Origin of the sequence: Haemophilus haemolyticus (genome assembly GCF_001008275.1) — a bacterium.
In the GTDB taxonomy this organism is placed as follows: Bacteria; Pseudomonadota; Gammaproteobacteria; order Enterobacterales; family Pasteurellaceae; genus Haemophilus; species Haemophilus haemolyticus_P.
Window position 1 is genome coordinate 1 of the sequence record NZ_LCTH01000008.1, and the last position, 19,836, is coordinate 19,836.

The window sequence follows — 19,836 nt, forward strand, 5'->3', positions numbered from 1 at the left end:
GCTATCGTTGATACTAACTCAACTCCAGCTGGCGTAGATTTCGTTATCCCAGGTAACGATGATGCGACTCGTGCTATCCAACTTTACGTTTCTGCAGCTGCAGCAGCGGTTAAAGAAGGTCGTAGTAACGAAGCTCAAGTTGCTGAAGAATTAGCAGCTGACGCAGAATAATTTAAGTTATTGCAATAAGGCGAAGCCCTTAATAATCAAACGATTAATTGGCATAGGGGCTAAAATTTAGCCCCTATATTTTTATTTAAAAGTGCGGTCAAGATAAACCGCATTTTCGACAGAGGATTTTAAAAATGGCTGAAATCACAGCATCATTAGTAAAAGAACTTCGTGAACGTACCGGTGCCGGTATGATGGAATGTAAAAAAGCATTAGTTGAAGCAAACGGTGATATCGAGTTAGCAATCGACAACATGCGTAAATCTGGTCAAGCTAAAGCAGCTAAAAAAGCAGGCCGTGTTGCAGCTGAAGGTGTTATCCTTGCTCGTGTAGAAAATGGTTTCGGTGTATTAGTTGAAATGAACTGTGAAACTGACTTTGTAGCAAAAGATGCTGGTTTCTTAGGTTTAGCAAACGAAGTAGCTGATTTCGCAGCAGCAAACAAAGGTACAACTATCGAAGCATTACAAGCACAATTCGAAGAAAAACGTGCTGCATTAGTAGCTAAAATCGGTGAGAACATGAACATCCGTCGTGTTGCTTACTTAGATGGTCAAGTAATTGCTCAATACTTACACGGCGCGAAAATCGGTGTATTAGTTTCAGGTCAAGGTTCAGCTGACGAACTTAAAAAAGTAGCAATGCACGTAGCTGCATCTAAACCAGAATTCGTAAATCCAGAAGATGTACCAGCAGAAGTAGTTGAACACGAACGCCAAATCCAAATCGACATCGCTGTTAACTCTGGCAAACCAAAAGAAATTGCAGAGAAAATGGTTGAAGGTCGTATGAAGAAATTCACTGGTGAAGTTTCATTAACAGGACAACCATTTGTAATGGATCCTTCTGTATCTGTAGGCGACTTCTTAAAATCAGTAAACACTTCTGTTTCTAACTTCATTCGTTTAGAAGTTGGTGAAGGTATCGAGAAAAAAGAAGAAGATTTTGCTGCTGAAGTAGCGAAAATCACTGGCGGTAACGCATAATTCTTCAAAGATAACTATATATCAATAAGCCCAACTTAAGTTGGGCTTATTTGTTTTATAGGATAATTTAATTAATGGACTTAATCTTTTTAATTTACGTTTAGTAAAATAAAAAATCCACACTTTAATAGTAAGCTTTTAAAGTGTGGATTTTGTAATAAAACTTCAGAAGAAATTAAGAAATTTTCTTTTCTAACGCTTTTAAACGTTTATTTATTCCATCAATACCTAACGTCAGTGCTGCTGTTTTACGCCATTCTTTATTCGTTTGCAATGGAATACCTGAAGAATATACACCAGGCTCTGTAATTGGGCGCATAACCATTCCCATTCCAGTAATCGTAACTTTATCACAAATTTCCATATGGCCATTAATCACACTTGCACCGCCAATTAAGCAATAACGTCCAACAGTCAAACTACCCGCCATGATAACGCCACCAGCAACCGCTGTACCTGTGCCGATATGAACATTATGTGCAATTTGACAAAGGTTATCGATAATCACGTTATCTTCAATAATTGTTGCGTCTAATGCGCCTCTATCGATACAGGTATTCGCACCAATCTCAACGTTATTACCAATTATTACTTGGCCTACTTGTGGAATTTTAACCCAACGACCACGATCATTTGCGTAACCAAAACCATCACCACCGATGACTGTTCCTGATTGAATTAAGCAATTAGTGCCAATCTCAACGTTATGGTAAACAGTTACATTAGCCCAAAGTTGAGTGCCTGAACCTATCTTGGTATTTTTACCAACAAAGCAGTTTGCACCAATGATCACGTTATCACCAAGTACAACACCTTCTTCAATAACAGCATTAGCGCCAATTGAAACATTCTTTCCTAAAAATGCGCCATCAAAAATTACCGCACTTTTTGCAATGCCTTGCGCAGCCTTTGGTGTGCTATCCATATATTGAGCCAAAATTGCGTAAGCTACATAAGGATCTTTAACAATAAGCAAATTGCTTTCTGGAGAACAGTGTTCGACATCTTCTTCAGAAACAACTAAAATTCCTGCTTTAGAATCTTTCAATAATGCACGAAATTTTGCGTTAGAAATAAAAGTAAGTTGATTTGATTGGGCTTTATCGAGTGGGGCAATATTCTCAACAACAACATCGGCGTTACCGCGAACGGTAGCGCCGATTTGAGTTGCCAATTCTTGTAAAGAATAGGATTTTTGCATTATGAGAACCTATTATTTTTTCTCTTCTGCTTTAGCAGGTTCTGCTTTTTCACTAGCAGGAATAGATTTTAATACTTCTTCTGTGATGTCTTTACCTTCTACCGCAAATACAACTGAATTTGCATCAAGCACATAGGTATAACCTTTCGCTTTTGCTAAATTATTTGTAGCAGTTTGAATGCTATCTAATAATTTACCACGCTCTTCTGCTTGACGTTTTTCATTTTGCGCTTGGAATTCTTGAACTTTTTTATCTTGTTCTTGCATCAATTTTTGTAATTCAGCATCTTCAGCCGCGCCTAATTTATTAATTTCCTCTTGGCGCTTTTGAATATCTGCTTGACGTAAACGAGGTGCATCTTTTTCTAAAGCTGTAACTTTTGCTTCTACTTTTTTACGAGCAGCTGCAATTTTATCATCCACTTCTTTTTTGCTTGCCGCTAATTTCTCAGCTACAGGTTTAAATTCAGCATCAAGTTTATCCGCTACCGCTTGGCGATCCGGGTGATTTTGGAAAATATAACCTGCATTAATGAAAGCAATTTTTTCTTCCGCTGCAGCATAGCCTGAAGCAAGTGCGATACCTAAAGCAAGTGCGGTTACTTTTGCGATGTTTTTCATTTGATAAAGATCCTTAATTAAATTGTGGTTAGTTTAGTATTTTCTCTGCCTAACAAAATTAGGCAGAGAATGTTATCTTTGACATTCGAATGATGAAAAAAGTTCAATCTAATTAGAAAGAACCACCGATACTAAATTGGAATTGTTCTACATCATCATTTTCATATTTTTTAATCGGTTTGGCATAAGAGAATACCAATGGTCCAATAGGTGATTGCCATTGGAAACCTACCCCCGCAGATGCACGGATACGACTTGGTGAACTATAATCAGGTAACTTATTAAAAATAGCCTTATCTTTTGCTGACCATTTTGTATTCCATACACTTGCGGCATCAACAAATAATGATGTTCTTACAGAGTTTTGGCCTTTATCCCCGACAAATGGAGTTGGCACAATTAACTCTGCACTAGCTGTTGCTATAGCATTACCACCAACAACATCTGTGCTTGGTACCCATTTATTTTGGGTTGGATTTAAATAAATAGCATTAGGTCCAACAGCACCATACGCAAAACCACGTAAAGAGCCAATACCGCCCGCAGTATAATACTGATAGAATGGCAAGCGTTTGTTACCAAATCCATTTGCATAGCCAACAGATGCTTTTGCCGACATTACCCAGCGATGATCTCGATCTAATGGATAGAATCCTTGAACATCTGCACTTAATTTATAATATTTATTGTCTGAGCCAGGAATAGTAACTCGTCCACCAAGACTTGCTTTGACCCCTTTAGTTGGGAAATATCCTCTATTGAGACTGTTATAGTTCCAACCGAATGAGAAATCAAAGTCATTTGTTTTAATGGCATTTCCATTAAAATTCATCGATTGCATATATAAATCACGACTATATTCTCTCGCAAAGTTACTAATTTTATTATAGGTGTAACCTAATCCTACATAGTAGGAGTTATTTTCATTTACAGGGAAACCTAAAGTAACGTTACCACCATAAGTCGTACGTTTATAATTAGAAGAGGTATCATTTCTAGAGTTGTCATAGTTTTCAAAGAAAACATTACCACCTAAGCTGACTCCATCTTTCGTAAAATACGGCTCAACATAACCTAAATTTACGCTAGTACCGTAGTCATTACGTGTTCCACCAAGGCTAACTGAAGCACCAGTTCCCAAGAAATTATCTTGTTTAACACTAGCTTGATAACTAATACCGCTCTCTGTACCGTAACCAATACCAAAGTTGATACTACCTGTATTACGCTCTTTAACTTTATACACGACATCTACTTCGTCATCCGTACCTTTTACAGGATCAATTCGGTTTTCTACGGTTTCGAAGAATCCTGTACGATCTAAACGGATTTTACCTAACTCAACTAATTGCGAGTTATACCACGCCCCTTCTTGTTGACGCATTTCTTGACGTAAAGTACTATCTGCTGAAACAGTATTTCCTTCAAAGCGTAGTTGACGAACAGTTAAACGTCGACCAGCATCAACAACAAAAGTAATTGCTAAAGTTTTATTCGCATCATCAAAATCAGGTACAGAATTCACCGTTGCACTACCGTAACCACGTTCACCTAATTTTGCTTTAATCGCATTTTCAACATCGGCAATGTCACTGCGACGGAAAGTGTCATTTAAATGTAATGAAGAAAGCAACGGTTCAAGTTCAGAAGCCATACCACCCACATTACCAACAATACGAGCACTTCGAAGGTCATACTGTAAACCTTCATTCACATCAATAGTTACATTTACTTTCGTTTTCTCATCATTTAACTGAACATCAGTTTTAGTGATTTGTGCTTTGGCATAACCATTATTTAAATAATAATCACGAATTGACTGTAAATCTTTCTCGAACTGAGCGCCTTCAAATTTATTACCCCATAATTTCCACCAAGAATCAGGTTGTAATTCCATTTGCTCTTGCAACGTACTACTACTAATAGATTCATTACCATTGAAAGTTAATGATGCTAATTTTGCAGTATCATCTTCATTGATCTGAATTAAAATTTCAGCACGATTATTTGGTAACGTATTTACAATCGGTTCAACTGTTGCGTTATAGCGACCTACACTTGCATAGTGCTCTTTTACACTTTTTGCAAATTCATTTAATTTTTCTCGAATTAAAACATCACCAACTTTAAAACCGTTAGCATCTAAGTTTTGTTTAAGTGCTTCAGTTGGAATAACAGAGTTACCTTTAATTTTAACATCTGAAATGATCGATTTAGCCACAACGCTAACAACAAGTACATCGCCTTCTTGATGTGCATTCACATCATCGAATCGACCACTTACGAATAAAGAGCGAACAATATTCGCCACATCATTGTCAGTCACACGCTGACCAGCACGAACAGGTAGACTTGCTCGGATTTGTTGTTCTAAGTCACCTTGAACACCATCCACACGAATATCTTTTGCCACAAAAGGTGCGGCAAACGCAGTCGTTGTCGTACCGAATAATAAACTTGCGATTAGAAGTTTTTTCATCGATTGTATCCTATATAAATTATAGACGTAAAAAATCATTAAATAATGCAAACACCGTTAAACTTAATAACAGTGCTGCGCCAATTCGATAACAGATGCTTTGCACCCGCTCAGAAATAGGTTTTCCTTTAATAGCTTCCATGGCTAAAAAAACTAAATGGCCGCCATCTAATACAGGCAATGGGAATAAATTCATAATGCCTAAATTCACACTAATCAATGCCATAAAACTTAAAAAATACACCAATCCAATATTAGCAGATGCACCAGCACCTTTAGCAATAGAAATCGGGCCACTTAAATTGTTTAATGACAAATCACCCGTGATTAATTTTCCTAACACTTTCAAGGTTAACACAGAAAGTTGGCCAGTTTTTTCAATGCCTTTTTGCAAAGCGTCAAGAATATCATATTTTAATTCTGTACGATATTCATCAGATAATTTTACGAAAGTTGGGCTTAAACCCACAAACCATTTTCCACTCTGATTACGCACTGGAGTGATAATTTTGTCAAGCGTTTCCCCATTACGTTCAACTTTAATAGAAAAAGATTCGCCTTGTTCGACCTGTTTTATAAAATCTTGCCAAGGAAGTGCGGTTAAATTTTCTTTTAAAATTTTATCACCGATTTGTAAACCTGCTTTCTCAGCCGGAGAACCTTGAACAACTTTAGAAAGCACCATTTCAACTTTAGGACGCATAGGCATAATCCCTAATGCCTCAAACGCACTTTCTTTTTCAGGATCAAAAGTCCAATTTGCAAGATTTAAAGTCCGTTGTTGTTCAATATTGGAACCAAAAGAAGAAAGGGTAATCTCAACATTAGGCTCTCCCATTTTTGTGGCAAGTAGCATATTGATGGTTTCCCAATCTTGAGTTTCTTCGCCATCAACCGCTAGAATTTGTGTATTGGGTTCAATGTGCGCTTGTGCCGCGATTGAACTTGGCGTTATCGATTCAATCACAGGTTTAACACTTGGCATTCCATAAAGGTAGATGACCCAATAGGCAAAAATCGCAAAAATAAAATTTGCCAAAGGACCGGCGATAATCACAAATGCGCGTTGTAATACGCTTTTACTGTCAAATGCTTGTGACTTTTGTTCAACTGGAACCGCTTCATTACGTCCATCAAGCATTTTTACATAGCCACCTAAAGGAATCATTGAAACCGCAAATTCTGTACCATGCTTATCGACACATTTCCAAATTACCTTACCAAAGCCAATTGAAAAACGATGGACTTTTATACCGCACTTTCTAGCAGCCCAAAAGTGACCATATTCGTGAACGGATACTAATACTGCAATAGCAATGATAAAAGAACCTAGCGACCACAAAAATGACATTCAAAATCCTTATAACACAAAGAAATAGAAGTAGCTGAAAAAAGGTACCGCGGCAGTCAAGCTATCAATGCGATCTAATACACCACCATGCCCCGGAATTAATTGGCTACTGTCTTTCACACCAGACTCACGTTTAAACATACTTTCAGTTAAATCACCCAATACCGAAATTGCAACTGTTGCAACGGAAAGAATAACGAATCCAGTGATATTTCGCTCACCAACTAAAGCATCTCCAGAGAAATGAATAAACACAAAAGCAAGCACTAACGCAGTAATTAAGCCACCAACAACGCCTTCCCAGCTTTTACCAGGTGAAACTTTTGGCGCAAGTTTACGTTTACCAAATGCGCGTCCGCTAAAATAAGCACCAGAATCAGCCGCCCAAACAAGCACAAATACATAAAGTAATAAAAATAAGCCGTGATAAGGATCATGGGTATAGTGTTCTAAACGTAAACGTAATACCCCCGCGATAAATGGGATTAAAGTAGAAAAGGCAAATAAAAGCTGTAAAAGAGGATTTTTAGACCAAAATTTAGCTGATTTAGGATAACTCACCACAAGTAATAAAGCTAAAATCCACCAACCAACAGCGTTCATCAATAAGAGCTGAAGGTGCTGTTCAAACACACGACCGGCATCTAAATAGTTTCCCTCAGTATAGAGCCATAAAAAGATAAATGCGCCTAAAAAAGCGGCAACACAAAAACGCGCTAAAGGCTGTTTAAGGCGAGCAAACTGGGTCCATTCCCAAACGCCTAAAGTCGCCACAGCCCCTAGAGCGAGGGCAAAATAAAAAGGCGTGAATAAAAATAGCGCACATAACACCGCTGCGATTAACACAATGGCAGATAAAACTCGTTGTTTAAGCATAATTTTAATCCATTTGTTGAATTATTCTGTCCCACCAAAACGGCGATGACGTTGTTGATAACAGACGATGGCGCGGTTAAATTCCGCCTCATCAAAATCTGGCCACAGCACATCAGAAAAATAAAGTTCCGCATATGCAATTTGCCATAATAAAAAATTACTAATTCGTTGTTCACCACTGGTACGAATCAATAGATCTACTGGTGGTTCATCTTGTGTCACCAAATGACGCTGAAAAGCAATTTCATCAATCTCTTCAACGCTCATTTCATTATTTTTTACTTTTTCTGCAAGTTGTTTTGCTGCTTGGACAATATCCCAACAACCGCCGTAATTTGCAGCAATATTAAGGGTAAGTGCGGTATTTTTTTCTGTTAAATTTTCCGCTTTTGCAATTTTTTCTTGCAAAGATTCACTAAAACGAGATACATCGCCAATAATTTTCAAGCGAATATTATTTTTATGTAATTTTTTCACTTCACGATCTAAAGCTTGCATAAAAAGCGTCATTAACGCGCTGACTTCTTGCTCTGGTCGATTCCAGTTTTCGCTACTAAAGGCATAAAGTGTAAGAAAATTTACCCCAGTTTGGTGGGCATAACTTACTGCACGGCGAACGGCAGATACGCCATTAGTATGGCCAAAAATACGCATTTTATTTTTCTGTTTTGCCCACCGCCCGTTACCATCCATAATAATGGCAACGTGTTTTGGAATATTGTTTTGATCGAGTTCTATCATTATTTTTATTATAAAAAGATCCCTATAAATTCGGCTGTGAACTATATCATAAGTTGTATTTGCTTGCTATGGATTAGCGCTCCCTAATCCACACTTTATTTTTTACATAATTCATTTTTATAATAAAGAAAAATAAACAAAACGAAGAATTTATGTCTGCGATTGAACAAAATAAAGACGGCATTAGATTAAAAATATTCTTACAGCCAAAAGCCAGTAAAGATCATATTGCGGGTATTCACGATGATGAATTAAAAATTACCATTACTGCGCCACCTGTTGATGGTCAAGCAAATGCGCATTTATTGAAATTTTTAAGTAAATCCTTCAAAGTGCCCAAAAGCAGTATTATTTTAGAAAAAGGAGAATTGAGCCGACACAAACAAGTTTGGATTCCTTACCCCAAATTAATTCCAAAAGAAATTCAAAATCTATTGTAAAAACAAAGAAAAAAATCACCGCACTTTAGCCTCCTACCCTATTAATTTATGCCGTTTTACGGTATTCTATGCCACATTTTCTATTGTCAAAATGCTGCAAAAGTGCGGTTAAAATTTAAGGTGATTTTATGCAAGAACAATATCGCCCCGATATGATCGAACCAAAGGTTCAACAATATTGGGCAGAAAATAAAGTTTTCAAAGCAATCAAAGACGAATCTAAAGAAAAATATTACTGTCTTTCTATGTTCCCATATCCATCGGGTCGCCTGCATATGGGGCATGTGCGTAACTACACTATTGGTGATGTAATTTCTCGTTATCAACGTATGCTAGGTAAAAACGTATTGCAACCATTTGGTTGGGATGCTTTCGGCTTACCGGCAGAAGGTGCGGCGATCAAAAATAAAACTGCGCCTGCTAAATGGACGTACGAAAACATTGCCTACATGAAAAAACAACTTCAACTTTTAGGCTTTAGTTTCGACTGGGATCGTGAAATCGCAACCTGTAAACCAGAATACTACAAATGGGAACAATGGTTCTTCACAGAGCTTTACAAAAAAGGCTTGGTGTACAAAAAAACCTCAACAGTAAACTGGTGCCCAAATGATGAAACCGTACTCGCAAACGAGCAAGTACACGAAGGTTGTTGCTGGCGTTGTGATACACCTGTGGAACAAAAAGAAATCCCACAATGGTTTATCAAAATTACTGATTATGCAGAGCAATTATTAGGTGGTTTAGATACCCTTCCACAATGGCCTGACATGGTAAAAACCATGCAGCGTAACTGGATTGGCCGTTCTGAAGGGGTAGAAATTACCTTTGATGTTGCAAATACCAACGAAAAAGTAGCAGTTTACACCACGCGTCCAGATACCTTTTATGGCGTAAGTTATTTAGGCATTGCGGCAGCACATCCATTAGCAAGTTTAGCGGCTCAAAATAATCCTGAATTAGCAGCCTTTATCCAAGAAGCAAAAAATGCCAAAGTAGCAGAGGCTGATTTAGCGACAATGGAGAAAAAAGGAATGGCAACGGGCTTATTTGCCATTCATCCATTGACGGGTGAAAAATTACCAATTTGGGTCGCTAATTTCGTGTTAATACACTACGGTACTGGCGCGGTAATGGCTGTTCCAGCTCACGACCAACGTGACTTTGAATTTGCTCAAAAATACAGTTTGCCAATTAAACAAGTGATCGCACCGCTTGCAGATGAAGAAATTGATTTAACCAAACAAGCTTTCGTTGAGCACGGTAAATTAGTGAACTCTGCTGAGTTTGATGGTTTAGATTTTGATGGCGCTTTCAATGGCATTGCAGATAAATTAGAAAAATTAGGTGTAGGCAAACGCCAAGTTAACTATCGTTTACGTGACTGGGGCGTTTCTCGCCAACGTTATTGGGGAGCGCCAATTCCGATGCTAACCCTTGAAAATGGCGATGTAGTACCTGTACCAATGGAAGATTTACCAATTATTCTTCCTGAAGATGTGGTAATGGATGGCGTAAAAAGTCCAATTAAAGCAGATCCTAACTGGGCAAAAACAACCTTTAATGGCGCACCAGCGTTAAAAGAAACGGATACCTTTGATACCTTTATGGAATCCTCTTGGTATTACGCGCGCTACACTTGTCCACAATATCAAAATGGCATGCTTGATACGGAAGAAGCAAACTATTGGTTACCTGTGGATCAATATATCGGTGGTATTGAACATGCTACGATGCATTTACTCTACTTCCGTTTCTTCCACAAATTATTGCGCGATGCAGGATTTGTAACTAGTGACGAACCAGCCGATAAATTATTGTGTCAAGGTATGGTGCTTGCAGATGCCTTCTACTACACCAGTCCAACCAATGAGCGTATTTGGGTGAGTCCAACTCAGGTGACTCTTGAACGTGATGAAAAAGGCAGAATTATTAAAGCCACCGATCCTGAAGGGCGTGAACTAGTCCACAGTGGCATGACCAAAATGTCGAAATCCAAAAATAACGGTATTGACCCACAAGAAATGGTAGAAAAATATGGTGCCGATACTGTTCGTCTATTTATGATGTTTGCCTCTCCAGCAGAAATGACCTTGGAATGGCAAGAATCTGGCGTAGAAGGTGCGAAACGTTTCTTAGGACGTGTTTGGAATTTGGTATATCAATATCAACAAAATCCAGCAAAAACTAGCCTAGATCTCACCGCTCTTTCAGCAGCGCAAAAAACACTTCGTCGTGAAGTACATAAAACGATTGCGAAAGTGAGCGATGATATTGGTCGCCGTCAAACATTTAATACTGCAATTGCAGCAGTAATGGAGTTAATGAATAAACTGACTAAGGCTTCCTTAGAAAGCGATCAAGATCGTGCTGTCATGGCGGAAGCATTAAGTGCAGTTGTTCGTATGCTTTATCCAATTACGCCACATATCTGCTTTGAATTATGGCAAGCGCTAGGAAATGAAAGCAACATCGATACCGCTGAATGGGTGAAAGCTGATGAAGCCGCAATGGTAGAAGATGAAAAACTCATTGTTGTGCAAGTAAATGGCAAAGTTCGTGGAAAAGTAACTGTTCCTGCAACATCTTCAGAAGAAGAAATTAAAACGGCAGCCAAAGCAGATCCTAATGTTGCAAAATTCCTTGATGGAAACGAAATTCTTAAAGAAATCTATATTCCATTAAAAATGTTGAATTTTGTGGTTAAACCATAATCCGTAGAATCTGTGGAATATTGATATTTCACAGATTCTATCTTTATTCGTGTATGGATTTTAAATTCATACACTCCACAATAAAGGTAATTTTTATGATTAAATCAATCAAAGCGTTCTTTATTGTAGCAAGCATTACCGCGCTTTCTGCTTGCGGCTGGCATTTTCAAAACGGTACATTAATTCCACAAGAATTACGTACTCTTACATTTGAAACCACCGATCCATACAGCGAAATGTCTGTAGCGATGCGTAATCAGTTACAAGCGAACAATGTTCAACTCGTCAATTCGACTCAAGGCATTCCTGTTTTACGCATCAATAAATTCCGCACAAATGATGAAGTCGCCTCTGTCTTTAAACGCGGACGTGAAGCTGAAAAAGTATTGATGTTAGAAGTGGAAGCAAGCATTCGTTTAGTAAATGGTGAAAGCCATCCAATCACGGCAAAAGTCAACCGCACTTTCTTTGATAACTCTCGCGCAGCATTAGCTAAATCCGCCGAACGAGAAGTAATTTGGAATGATATGCGGGAACAAGCTGCCCGTCAGCTCATTACTAAAATGCTTGCATTAGAAAAACAAGTGAAAAACAAATAATGAATCGCATCTTCCCTGAGCAACTTAATCAACATCTTTCCCAACGTTTAGCCAAACTTTACTTTTTGGTAGGACAAGATCCCTTGTTACTGAGTGAAAGTGAAGATGCCATTTATAAAACAGCCAGCCAACAAGGATTCGATGAGAAAAATAACATCCAGATTGATAGCCAAACTGATTGGGCACAACTCATAGAATCCTGTCAGGACATGGGATTGTTTTTTAATAAACAAGTCATGGTATTAAATTTACCTGAAAATTTCACCGCACTTTTACAAAAAAATCTGCAAGAATTTATTTCGGTTCTACATGAAGATATCTTGCTAATTTTACAAATTGCAAAACTAACAAAAGCAAATGAAAACCAAGCATGGTTTGTTGAACTAAACCAATATGAAACCAGTGCGATTCTTGTAAATTGCCAAACACCTACGGCTGAAAATCTCCCTCGTTGGGTAAAAAATCGTACCAAAGCGATGGGATTAGACGCTGATGATGAAGCAATTCAACAACTTTGTTACAGTTATGAGAATAACCTGCTTGCGCTCAAACAATCTCTGCAGCTTTTAGATTTGCTCTATCCTGACCATAAACTTAACTATAATCGTGTCATTAGCGTCGTCGAACAATCCTCAATTTTTACACCATTTCAATGGATTGATGCTTTGCTAATGGGAAAAGCAAATCGCGCTAAACGTATTTTAAAAGGGTTACAAGCTGAAGATGTGCAACCTGTTATTTTATTACGCACACTACAGCGAGAATTATTTACGTTGCTTGATCTCACAAAACCACAGCAACGAATTATGATAACGGAAAAACTTCCAACTCAACAAATTAAGACTGAATTTGACCATCTAAAAATCTGGCAAAATCGCCGACCGCTCTTTTTAAGTGCGATTCAACGTTTAACCTACCAAAAACTCTACGAAATTATCCAAGAGTTTGCCAATATTGAACGTCTTGCTAAACAAGAATTTAGTGATGAAGTTTGGATTAAACTCGCTGATTTATCTGTAAAAATTTGTTTGTAATTGCTATTGTTTTTTTTTTACACTAAAGCGGTATAATAAAACGCCACATCGGCAATGACTTATTAATTAACTTTCGTGAGGATATCATGATGAAAAAAACACTAGCTACACTTATTTTAATGGGATTTGGTTTTTCAGCTTCTGCAGCTGATTTGTCTGCAAGTTGTAAAACTTATTTCGCTGAAATTGATTCTTTCTTAGCATCAATGCCAGCTGCGCAAGCAAATACAATGAAAGCGCAATATGAATCAAGCAAACAACAATTTGCATCAATGCCCGTAGCGGCACAGGATCAGGCTTGTAATCAAGCGGCAGAGCAACTTAAACAAATGAAAGCCGCAATGCCAAAATAATTTGAAAAAATCAATAGATGTTATATAAACCCTAGTCTGACTAGGGTTTTATTTTATGGGATGGAGAGCTTCATTCAATAAGCGATGAATTAATTTAGCATTAGCTGGCGGGAACTGTCCTGCATCTAATGCGCGTTGCTCAACCCAAAAACCTTCTTGCCCTTCTCGCCCAAAAGGCTCACCAATCCATTCATCTACGACATAAAAGAAAAAAGAAATAATCTTTGTTGGATATTCAAATTGGAAGCGTTCGTAAAGTTCAGCGTTTAATACAACAATGCCAATTTCCTCTTCCAGTTCACGTTTTAAAGCCTGTTCTGGAGTTTCTCCCGCATCCACTTTTCCACCGGGAAATTCCAACGATTGCGCAAAATCCTGTCCTTCTAAACGCTGCGTTAAATAGATCTGACCAAACTCATTACGAATAATACCCGCAGCAACTTGTATAATTTTTTTATCCATTTCTTCTATCCAATAGCAGCCATGAAAAAAGTGCGGTAAAAAATCACCGCACTTTGGCTAATCATTAATGGCGAGCAGCACGACTGCCATGACAATGCTTGTATTTTTTACCCGAACCACAAGGACAAGGCTCATTGCGTCCAATACGACGATCTGAATAATCTTCAGAATCTGAATTTTGGATTGCCTGACCATTTTCATCCACAGGTAAATTATTTTGATTAATACGAGCAGCCATCTCCTGACGAGCACGTTCAGCTTCTTCCATTTCTTCTTGAGTACGCACGCGTACACGCGTTAAAGTCGTAATAACATGGTGTTTTAAAGAATCCAACATTTCCGTAAACATACGGAAAGATTCTTTTTTATACTCTTGTTTTGGATCTTTTTGCGCATAGCCGCGTAAATGAATACCTTGGCGTAAATAATCCATCGCAGCTAAGTGTTCTTTCCAAAGCTCATCTAAGGTTTGTAACATGACACCTTTTTCAAAGTTGCGCATGGTTTCTTCACCAGCTAGCGCTTCTTTTTCTTTATATTCTTTTTCGGCAACTTCTACGATGCGTTCACGCAAGTTTTCTTCGTGAAGATTATTGTCTTCTTCCAGCCAATGAGAAATTGGTAATTCCATACCAAACTCTTGAGCTAAACGCTCTTCAAGCCCTTTAATATCCCATTGTTCTTCCAAAGATTGCGGTGGAATATATTGATCAATCACGCTATTAAATACATCGTGGCGAATAGCGTTGATAGTTTCAGAAATATCATCATTATCAAGCAAATAATTACGTTGCTCATAAATGGCATGACGTTGGTCATTTGCCACATCATCATATTCAAGTAGGTTTTTACGACCATCGAAATGGAAAGCCTCAACTTTTGCTTGAGCAGATGCAATCACTTTCGCCAACATTTTCGATTCCATAGCCTCACCAGGCACGGTGAACGCTTTACGCATTAAATTAAGTTTACCTTCATTTAAATAAATGCGCATTAAGCCATCTTCCAAAGAAAGATAGAAACGAGAAGATCCAGGGTCACCTTGACGACCAGAACGACCACGCAACTGGTTATCGATACGGCGAGATTCATGACGCTCTGTACCAATAATATGCAAACCACCCGCCTTCATTACAATCTCATGATTCTTTTCCCACTCAGCTTTAAGCGCTTCAATTTGTTCTTGAGTTGGATTTTCTAATTTGGCAGCCTGCGCTTTCCAGTTACCACCAAGAATAATATCCGTACCGCGACCCGCCATATTCGTTGCGATAGTCACCGCACCAGGATAACCAGCTTCTGCCACGATTTCCGCTTCTTGTTGGTGGAATTTCGCATTCAACACATTGTGTTTGATGCCCGCTTTATCTAAAGCCTTAGATAACTCTTCCGATTTTTCTACTGAAATCGTTCCCACTAATACTGGTTGTTGGCGTTCTACACAATCTTTGATGTCTTCAATAATCGCATTAAATTTATATTGTTCATTTTCAAACATCACATCGGTACGATCATCACGAATCATTGGACGATTTGTTGGAATCACAACAGTTTCCAAGCCATAAATTTGTTGGAACTCAAACGCTTCGGTATCCGCAGTCCCCGTCATACCCGCAAGACGCTCATATAAACGGAAGTAGTTTTGGTAAGAGATTGACGCAACAGTTTGGTTTTCACTCTTAATTTCAACCCCTTCTTTTGCTTCAATGGCTTGATGTAAGCCATCTGACCAACGACGCCCTGCCATCGTACGACCAGTGTGTTCATCAACAATCACGATTTCACCATCTTTCACAATGTAATCGACATCTTTTTCAAATAATGTGTGCGCACGCAAGGCAGCCATAACATGGTGAAGTAATACAATTCGGCCAGGAGAATACAAAGAGTCGCCTTCTGGCATTAAACCTTGCGCAATCAACCAATCTTCCACTTTTTCTTGGCCACGTTCCGTTAAATGTGCCTGTTTAGATTTAAGATCTAAAGTAAAGTCCCCTTCACCTTGGTATTCTTCTGTATCTTCTTTTTCCTGTTTAATTAAGTTTGGAATCAGTTTATTAACCGCAATATAAAGCGCAGAACTGTCTTCCGCTTGACCAGAAATAATCAATGGTGTACGAGCTTCATCGATTAAGATGGAGTCCACTTCATCCACCAGCGCATAGCCTAAAGTTCGTTGGAAACGCTCTTCTTTTGAGTGAGCCAAGTTATCACGTAAGTAATCAAAACCAAGTTCACTATTGGTTGCATAAGTAATATCTGCTGCATAAGCTGCACGTTTTTCTTCAGGTGGTAAACCAGGAATATTCACGCCTACACTCATGCCTAAAAATTCAAATAACGGACGGTTTGTTTCTGCATCTCGGCGAGCAAGATAATCATTCACCGTGACAACATGAACGCCTTTACCTTCAAGTGCGATTAAATAACAAGGCAAAGTCGCAGTTAATGTTTTACCTTCACCGGTACGCATTTCTGCGATACAGCGGTTAGTCAATACCATCCCACCGATAAGCTGAACATCAAAATGTCTCATACCAAGCACGCGCTTACTTGCTTCACGTACCGTTGCGAATGCTTCTGGTAAAATTTGTTGCAAAGTTTCGCCCGCACTTAAACGTTGACGGAATTCATCTGTTTTTGCACGAAGTTGTTCATCTGTGAGAGCTTCAAACTCAGGTTCTAATTTATTGATTTTTGCAACTTGTTTTCTTAATTTACGTAAAATACGGTCGTTACGGCTGCCAAAAATTTTCGTTAAAATGCTCATAATTTCTCTTTTTAAATATATAAGTTAAATAGTTAAATGCGTATGAAATACTTTATTTCATGTACAATAATTTTTTAAAAATATCGCTATTTCAATAGCAATATTCTTTACAGAAAACAGAAAATTAAATAAGCAAGGGGCCAGCTCGAATTGGCGCACTAAGATTCAACGCATCATCTGAAAAGTGCGGTTGAATTTTAAATTGTTTTTCAGTTTGACGGGAAATTGAAGGTTGGGGAATGGCTTGTCGTTGCACTTCACGTGAAACTTTTACCGTTTCCAACGCTTGTTGAATGGAAACACTCGAGGGATAATTTTCCGCATTATTTTGATTTTCAAAACTTTGTGCGTTAGGCAAAGCAAAAATCGCGATGATACTTAAAAGTAATCGCGACCAAAAATTCGGTTTGACAGTGCCTGAAATCATCATCTCGTTGTTTATTATGGAAATTACATGTATTGTAACGGAAATCTAAACTAATGTCATTTACTGGGGGCAGACTTTATGGAAAACAAGGCTGAGCGTTATCAAAAAGCAGTCAATATTATGGACGTACTTGAGCAATCGCCCTTTGCCAAAATAATGAAAAAAGGCCTTGCCATCAATGACCTTAATCAAAAATTTAACCGCATTTTTCCACAGGAATTTCACGGCAAATTTCGTATTGGTCATATGATAGATAATTCAATTTTTATTGAGACAGCAAATGCGATCGTTCGCCAAGGTATTTTATTCAGACAGACAGAATTATTGAAACTTATTCAAGAAGAATTTCCGCATGTAAAACGACTTGAGATAACAATAAACCCTGGTTTTTAAAAGTTAAGAATAGGAGAGAAGGGAGATTTAATATCAATCAGACTTTTTTAATAATGCTTTCTCTATTTTTTTCTCTTCGCGTCTCTTCTGAAAAAATGCGCTTAATTTCTGACTACACTCTTCTGCCAATACACCAGATGTAATCTCCAGAGTGTGATTCATTTTATAATCATCAAAAAAATGGAAACGTGATCCAACCGCACCGGTTTTATAATCAGAAGCGCCGAACACAAGGCGTTTAATTCGGCTATGCAAAATCGCCCCAGCACACATTGTGCAAGGCTCTAATGTCACATAAAGCGTTGTATTCAGTAGGCGATAATTTTGAATATTTTTCGCGCCATTACGCAAAGCGATAATTTCAGCATGTGCGGTAGGATCACTTTGAACAATGGAGAGATTCCAACCTTCGCCAATAATATTTCCAGCGTCATCAACCAAAACCGCCCCCACAGGAATCTCACCTAACGCTTTCGCTTTATCGGCAAGTTCAAGGGCATAGCGCATCATTTTCTCGTCAAATTCTGACCGCACTTTTGTTGCATCCATTAGACGGAAAAAGGATATTTAATTGGATCGTGGGATTGATAGCCAATGACTTTGAAATCATCCATCGTGACCCAAGTTTCTAAATCTTCAAGCGTTTTTATATCTGGATTAATTTCTAATTTTGGCAATGGGAAAGGCTCGCGTTTAAGTTGCACATCACGCATTAATTCAAGCTGATCTTCATAAATATGCGCATTCACAATTTTATGATATGCCTTGCCTGTTTTTTTGCCCGTAATCTGAGCCATAAGCGACAAGAAAGTAAACACTTGAATTTGATTGAAATTCAATCCAAGTGGAACATCACAGGAACGTTGATAACTAGTAAGATGTAAAGTATCGCCCACAAGAGAAAAAGTATGCGTATGCATACAAGGACGAAGACAACCAAGATCAAACTCACCAGGGTTAAAGAAGGTTAAAATTTCCCCTCTATCATCAATGCCATTGGTCAAATTATTAACAATTTTGCGTAACTGATCGATGGTTTCTCCATTAGGCTTACGCCATGCTCTGCCTTGCACACCATATACACGCCCCATATCATCAACGCCTCTACGGTGCGGATTCGCAAGCCATGCGGCATTTTCATTCGCATTAGCATCCCAAGTTTTAGTACCAAGTGCACGGAAATCAGCGGCATTGTCATATCCACGAATATAACCTAAAAATTCGGCAATTGCAGCTTTCCAATAACTTTTACGCGTGGTTATCAACGGAAATTGATTATTCGCCACATCATATTCTAAATCTGCATTAATAACCGTCAGACAACGCTTACCTGTACGCTCATTGGCAACCCATTCACCTTCATTAACAATGCGACGACAAAGATCAAGATATTGCTTCATAAAAAATCTCCTATTTTATTACCGCACTTTTTCGTGAATACGCCCAAGCCATAATTAAGGCACCACCAATAATCATTGGTAAACAAAGCGCTTGTCCTCGCGTAATGACTCCAAAGAAATTTTCAACTTCAGGTTCACGTACATATTCCACAATAAAACGAAAGACGCCATAACCAATTAAGAATAAGCCTGCAACAGAGCCCATTGGACGTGGCTTTTTAATAAAAATATTCAGAATCGTAAACAACACTACGCCTTCTAAAAAGGCTTCATAAAGTTGTGATGGATGACGAGGCAGTAATAGCGGATCATTCGGGAAAATCATTGCCCAAGGCACATCCGTTTCGCGTCCCCATAGCTCGAGATTAATGAAATTACCAATTCTACCTAAACCTAAACCAAACGGAATCAAAGGCGCAACAAAATCAGCCGTTTGCCAAAAATTACGTTTTTGTGAATAAGACGTCCAAATCATGGCAACAATGACGCCTATTAAGCCGCCATGGAAAGACATTCCACCTTCCCAAACACGGAATAAATAAAGCGGCTCTTGTAAGAAACGATCCAAATTATAAAGAAATACATCGCCAACACGTCCGCCAATAAATACGCCCATAAAACCGTTGAAAAGCAAGGTATCAACTTGATCCACTGTCCAACCGCTATTTGGGCGATTAGCACGGCGAACCGCAAGCCAGCGTGCAAAAATAAAACCTAAAAGGTACATCAAACCATACCAACGTAAGCCGATATTGCTATCACCAAGAGTAAAAATGGTTGGATCAAAATGAGGCAGAAGCAAGTAATTTGAATTCATA

The 19,836-nt window shown here is 38.4% G+C and carries 20 protein-coding genes; 8 read left to right on the top strand and 12 right to left on the bottom strand.

Translation table 11 applies throughout. The features are described 5' to 3' along the window. Together AAX15_RS00945 and tsf are read left to right on the top strand one after the other, a co-directional pair. On the top strand, window positions 1-171 hold a 171-nt coding region (locus AAX15_RS00945; RefSeq protein WP_046938683.1), incomplete at its 5' end, for a 30S ribosomal protein S2. A 134-nt stretch (window positions 172-305) separates the two neighbouring features. After that, complete coding sequence (gene tsf, locus AAX15_RS00950; RefSeq protein WP_046938684.1) at window positions 306-1,157, top strand: translation elongation factor Ts; 852 nt, start codon at window positions 306-308, stop codon at window positions 1,155-1,157. 175 nt (window positions 1,158-1,332) lie between these two features. On the opposite strand, the gene lpxD is transcribed toward tsf, so the two are convergent. The 6 genes from lpxD to uppS form a co-directional block, all read right to left on the bottom strand. After that, window positions 1,333-2,358 (bottom strand): UDP-3-O-(3-hydroxymyristoyl)glucosamine N-acyltransferase, encoded by a 1,026-nt coding sequence (gene lpxD, locus AAX15_RS00955; RefSeq protein ID WP_046938685.1) that lies wholly within the window; start codon window positions 2,356-2,358, stop codon window positions 1,333-1,335. A 12-nt stretch (window positions 2,359-2,370) separates the two neighbouring features. Then, on the bottom strand, window positions 2,371-2,979 hold the full coding sequence (locus AAX15_RS00960; protein WP_046938686.1) for an OmpH/Skp family outer membrane protein: 609 nt from the start codon (window positions 2,977-2,979) through the stop codon (window positions 2,371-2,373). 112 nt (window positions 2,980-3,091) lie between these two features. Continuing rightward, window positions 3,092-5,458 (bottom strand): outer membrane protein assembly factor BamA, encoded by a 2,367-nt coding sequence (bamA, locus tag AAX15_RS00965; RefSeq protein ID WP_046938687.1) that lies wholly within the window; start codon window positions 5,456-5,458, stop codon window positions 3,092-3,094. Window positions 5,459-5,477: 19 nt separating this feature from the next. Beyond that, window positions 5,478-6,809 (bottom strand): sigma E protease regulator RseP, encoded by a 1,332-nt coding sequence (gene rseP, locus AAX15_RS00970; RefSeq protein WP_046938688.1) that lies wholly within the window; start codon window positions 6,807-6,809, stop codon window positions 5,478-5,480. A gap of 9 nt (window positions 6,810-6,818) precedes the next feature. Then, window positions 6,819-7,685, bottom strand: a complete 867-nt coding sequence (locus AAX15_RS00975; RefSeq protein WP_005634242.1) for a phosphatidate cytidylyltransferase — start codon at window positions 7,683-7,685, stop codon at window positions 6,819-6,821. Between the two features lie 21 nt (window positions 7,686-7,706). Beyond that, a complete protein-coding gene (gene uppS / locus AAX15_RS00980) occupies window positions 7,707-8,426 on the bottom strand; it encodes a polyprenyl diphosphate synthase (protein ID WP_046938689.1) in 720 nt (239 codons plus the stop codon). Between the two features lie 152 nt (window positions 8,427-8,578). Between uppS and yggU the strand changes: the two genes are divergently transcribed. The 5 genes from yggU to AAX15_RS01005 all read left to right on the top strand — a co-directional run bounded on the left by yggU (window position 8,579) and on the right by AAX15_RS01005 (window position 13,566). Beyond that, complete coding sequence (yggU, locus tag AAX15_RS00985; RefSeq protein WP_046938690.1) at window positions 8,579-8,866, top strand: DUF167 family protein YggU; 288 nt, start codon at window positions 8,579-8,581, stop codon at window positions 8,864-8,866. Between the two features lie 128 nt (window positions 8,867-8,994). After that, window positions 8,995-11,580: a leucine--tRNA ligase gene (gene leuS, locus AAX15_RS00990; RefSeq protein WP_046938691.1), complete on the top strand. Its 2,586-nt coding sequence runs from the start codon at window positions 8,995-8,997 to the stop codon at window positions 11,578-11,580. Between the two features lie 95 nt (window positions 11,581-11,675). Then, entirely contained in the window at window positions 11,676-12,179 is a 504-nt protein-coding gene (locus AAX15_RS00995) for an LPS-assembly lipoprotein LptE (RefSeq protein WP_046938692.1), read from the top strand. Beyond that, the gene (holA, locus tag AAX15_RS01000; RefSeq protein ID WP_046938693.1) at window positions 12,179-13,213 is read left to right on the top strand and encodes a DNA polymerase III subunit delta; all 1,035 of its coding nucleotides are present in this window, start codon (window positions 12,179-12,181) and stop codon (window positions 13,211-13,213) included. The genes AAX15_RS00995 and holA overlap by 1 nt, the downstream gene beginning before the upstream one ends. Before the next feature lie 89 nt (window positions 13,214-13,302). Further along, window positions 13,303-13,566 carry a DUF5339 domain-containing protein gene (locus AAX15_RS01005; RefSeq protein ID WP_046938694.1) on the top strand — a complete coding sequence of 88 codons (264 nt, stop codon included), beginning with the start codon at window positions 13,303-13,305 and terminating at the stop codon, window positions 13,564-13,566. Window positions 13,567-13,614: 48 nt separating this feature from the next. On the opposite strand, the gene mutT is transcribed toward AAX15_RS01005, so the two are convergent. The 3 genes from mutT to secM all read right to left on the bottom strand — a co-directional run bounded on the left by mutT (window position 13,615) and on the right by secM (window position 17,225). Next, window positions 13,615-14,028: an 8-oxo-dGTP diphosphatase MutT gene (gene mutT / locus AAX15_RS01010; RefSeq protein WP_005627484.1), complete on the bottom strand. Its 414-nt coding sequence runs from the start codon at window positions 14,026-14,028 to the stop codon at window positions 13,615-13,617. A 64-nt stretch (window positions 14,029-14,092) separates the two neighbouring features. After that, complete coding sequence (secA, locus tag AAX15_RS01015) at window positions 14,093-16,798, bottom strand: preprotein translocase subunit SecA (protein ID WP_046938695.1); 2,706 nt, start codon at window positions 16,796-16,798, stop codon at window positions 14,093-14,095. A 124-nt stretch (window positions 16,799-16,922) separates the two neighbouring features. Beyond that, window positions 16,923-17,225, bottom strand: a complete 303-nt coding sequence (gene secM / locus AAX15_RS01020; RefSeq protein WP_046938696.1) for a secA translation cis-regulator SecM — start codon at window positions 17,223-17,225, stop codon at window positions 16,923-16,925. A 78-nt stretch (window positions 17,226-17,303) separates the two neighbouring features. On the opposite strand from secM, the gene AAX15_RS01025 reads away from it, so the two are divergent. Further along, window positions 17,304-17,618: a DUF721 domain-containing protein gene (locus tag AAX15_RS01025; RefSeq protein ID WP_046938697.1), complete on the top strand. Its 315-nt coding sequence runs from the start codon at window positions 17,304-17,306 to the stop codon at window positions 17,616-17,618. A 33-nt stretch (window positions 17,619-17,651) separates the two neighbouring features. Here AAX15_RS01025 and tadA read toward each other — a convergent pair whose 3' ends face one another. The 3 genes from tadA to lgt are packed head-to-tail and all read right to left on the bottom strand — an operon-like array spanning window position 17,652 to window position 19,835. Beyond that, window positions 17,652-18,167, bottom strand: a complete 516-nt coding sequence (gene tadA / locus AAX15_RS01030; RefSeq protein ID WP_046938699.1) for a tRNA adenosine(34) deaminase TadA — start codon at window positions 18,165-18,167, stop codon at window positions 17,652-17,654. Then, a complete protein-coding gene (locus tag AAX15_RS01035) occupies window positions 18,167-19,018 on the bottom strand; it encodes a thymidylate synthase (protein ID WP_046938700.1) in 852 nt (283 codons plus the stop codon). The genes tadA and AAX15_RS01035 overlap by 1 nt, the downstream gene beginning before the upstream one ends. Window positions 19,019-19,028: 10 nt before the next feature. After that, complete coding sequence (gene lgt, locus AAX15_RS01040) at window positions 19,029-19,835, bottom strand: prolipoprotein diacylglyceryl transferase (RefSeq protein ID WP_046938701.1); 807 nt, start codon at window positions 19,833-19,835, stop codon at window positions 19,029-19,031. Window position 19,836: the final 1 nt, after the last annotated feature.

Coding starts and splice junctions, on each gene's coding strand:
- lpxD (WP_046938685.1), bottom strand. CDS start 2,358: ATGCAAAAATCCTATTCTTTACAAGAATTGGCAACTCAAATCGGCGCT.
- AAX15_RS01035 (WP_046938700.1), bottom strand. CDS start 19,018: ATGAAGCAATATCTTGATCTTTGTCGTCGCATTGTTAATGAAGGTGAA.
- AAX15_RS00995 (WP_046938692.1), top strand. CDS start 11,676: ATGATTAAATCAATCAAAGCGTTCTTTATTGTAGCAAGCATTACCGCG.
- lgt (WP_046938701.1), bottom strand. CDS start 19,835: ATGAATTCAAATTACTTGCTTCTGCCTCATTTTGATCCAACCATTTTT.
- bamA (WP_046938687.1), bottom strand. CDS start 5,458: ATGAAAAAACTTCTAATCGCAAGTTTATTATTCGGTACGACAACGACT.
- AAX15_RS01005 (WP_046938694.1), top strand. CDS start 13,303: ATGAAAAAAACACTAGCTACACTTATTTTAATGGGATTTGGTTTTTCA.
- tadA (WP_046938699.1), bottom strand. CDS start 18,167: ATGGATGCAACAAAAGTGCGGTCAGAATTTGACGAGAAAATGATGCGC.
- rseP (WP_046938688.1), bottom strand. CDS start 6,809: ATGTCATTTTTGTGGTCGCTAGGTTCTTTTATCATTGCTATTGCAGTA.
- yggU (WP_046938690.1), top strand. CDS start 8,579: ATGTCTGCGATTGAACAAAATAAAGACGGCATTAGATTAAAAATATTC.
- secM (WP_046938696.1), bottom strand. CDS start 17,225: ATGATTTCAGGCACTGTCAAACCGAATTTTTGGTCGCGATTACTTTTA.
- AAX15_RS00975 (WP_005634242.1), bottom strand. CDS start 7,685: ATGCTTAAACAACGAGTTTTATCTGCCATTGTGTTAATCGCAGCGGTG.
- tsf (WP_046938684.1), top strand. CDS start 306: ATGGCTGAAATCACAGCATCATTAGTAAAAGAACTTCGTGAACGTACC.
- holA (WP_046938693.1), top strand. CDS start 12,179: ATGAATCGCATCTTCCCTGAGCAACTTAATCAACATCTTTCCCAACGT.
- mutT (WP_005627484.1), bottom strand. CDS start 14,028: ATGGATAAAAAAATTATACAAGTTGCTGCGGGTATTATTCGTAATGAG.
- secA (WP_046938695.1), bottom strand. CDS start 16,798: ATGAGCATTTTAACGAAAATTTTTGGCAGCCGTAACGACCGTATTTTA.
- AAX15_RS01025 (WP_046938697.1), top strand. CDS start 17,304: ATGGAAAACAAGGCTGAGCGTTATCAAAAAGCAGTCAATATTATGGAC.
- AAX15_RS00960 (WP_046938686.1), bottom strand. CDS start 2,979: ATGAAAAACATCGCAAAAGTAACCGCACTTGCTTTAGGTATCGCACTT.
- leuS (WP_046938691.1), top strand. CDS start 8,995: ATGCAAGAACAATATCGCCCCGATATGATCGAACCAAAGGTTCAACAA.
- uppS (WP_046938689.1), bottom strand. CDS start 8,426: ATGATAGAACTCGATCAAAACAATATTCCAAAACACGTTGCCATTATT.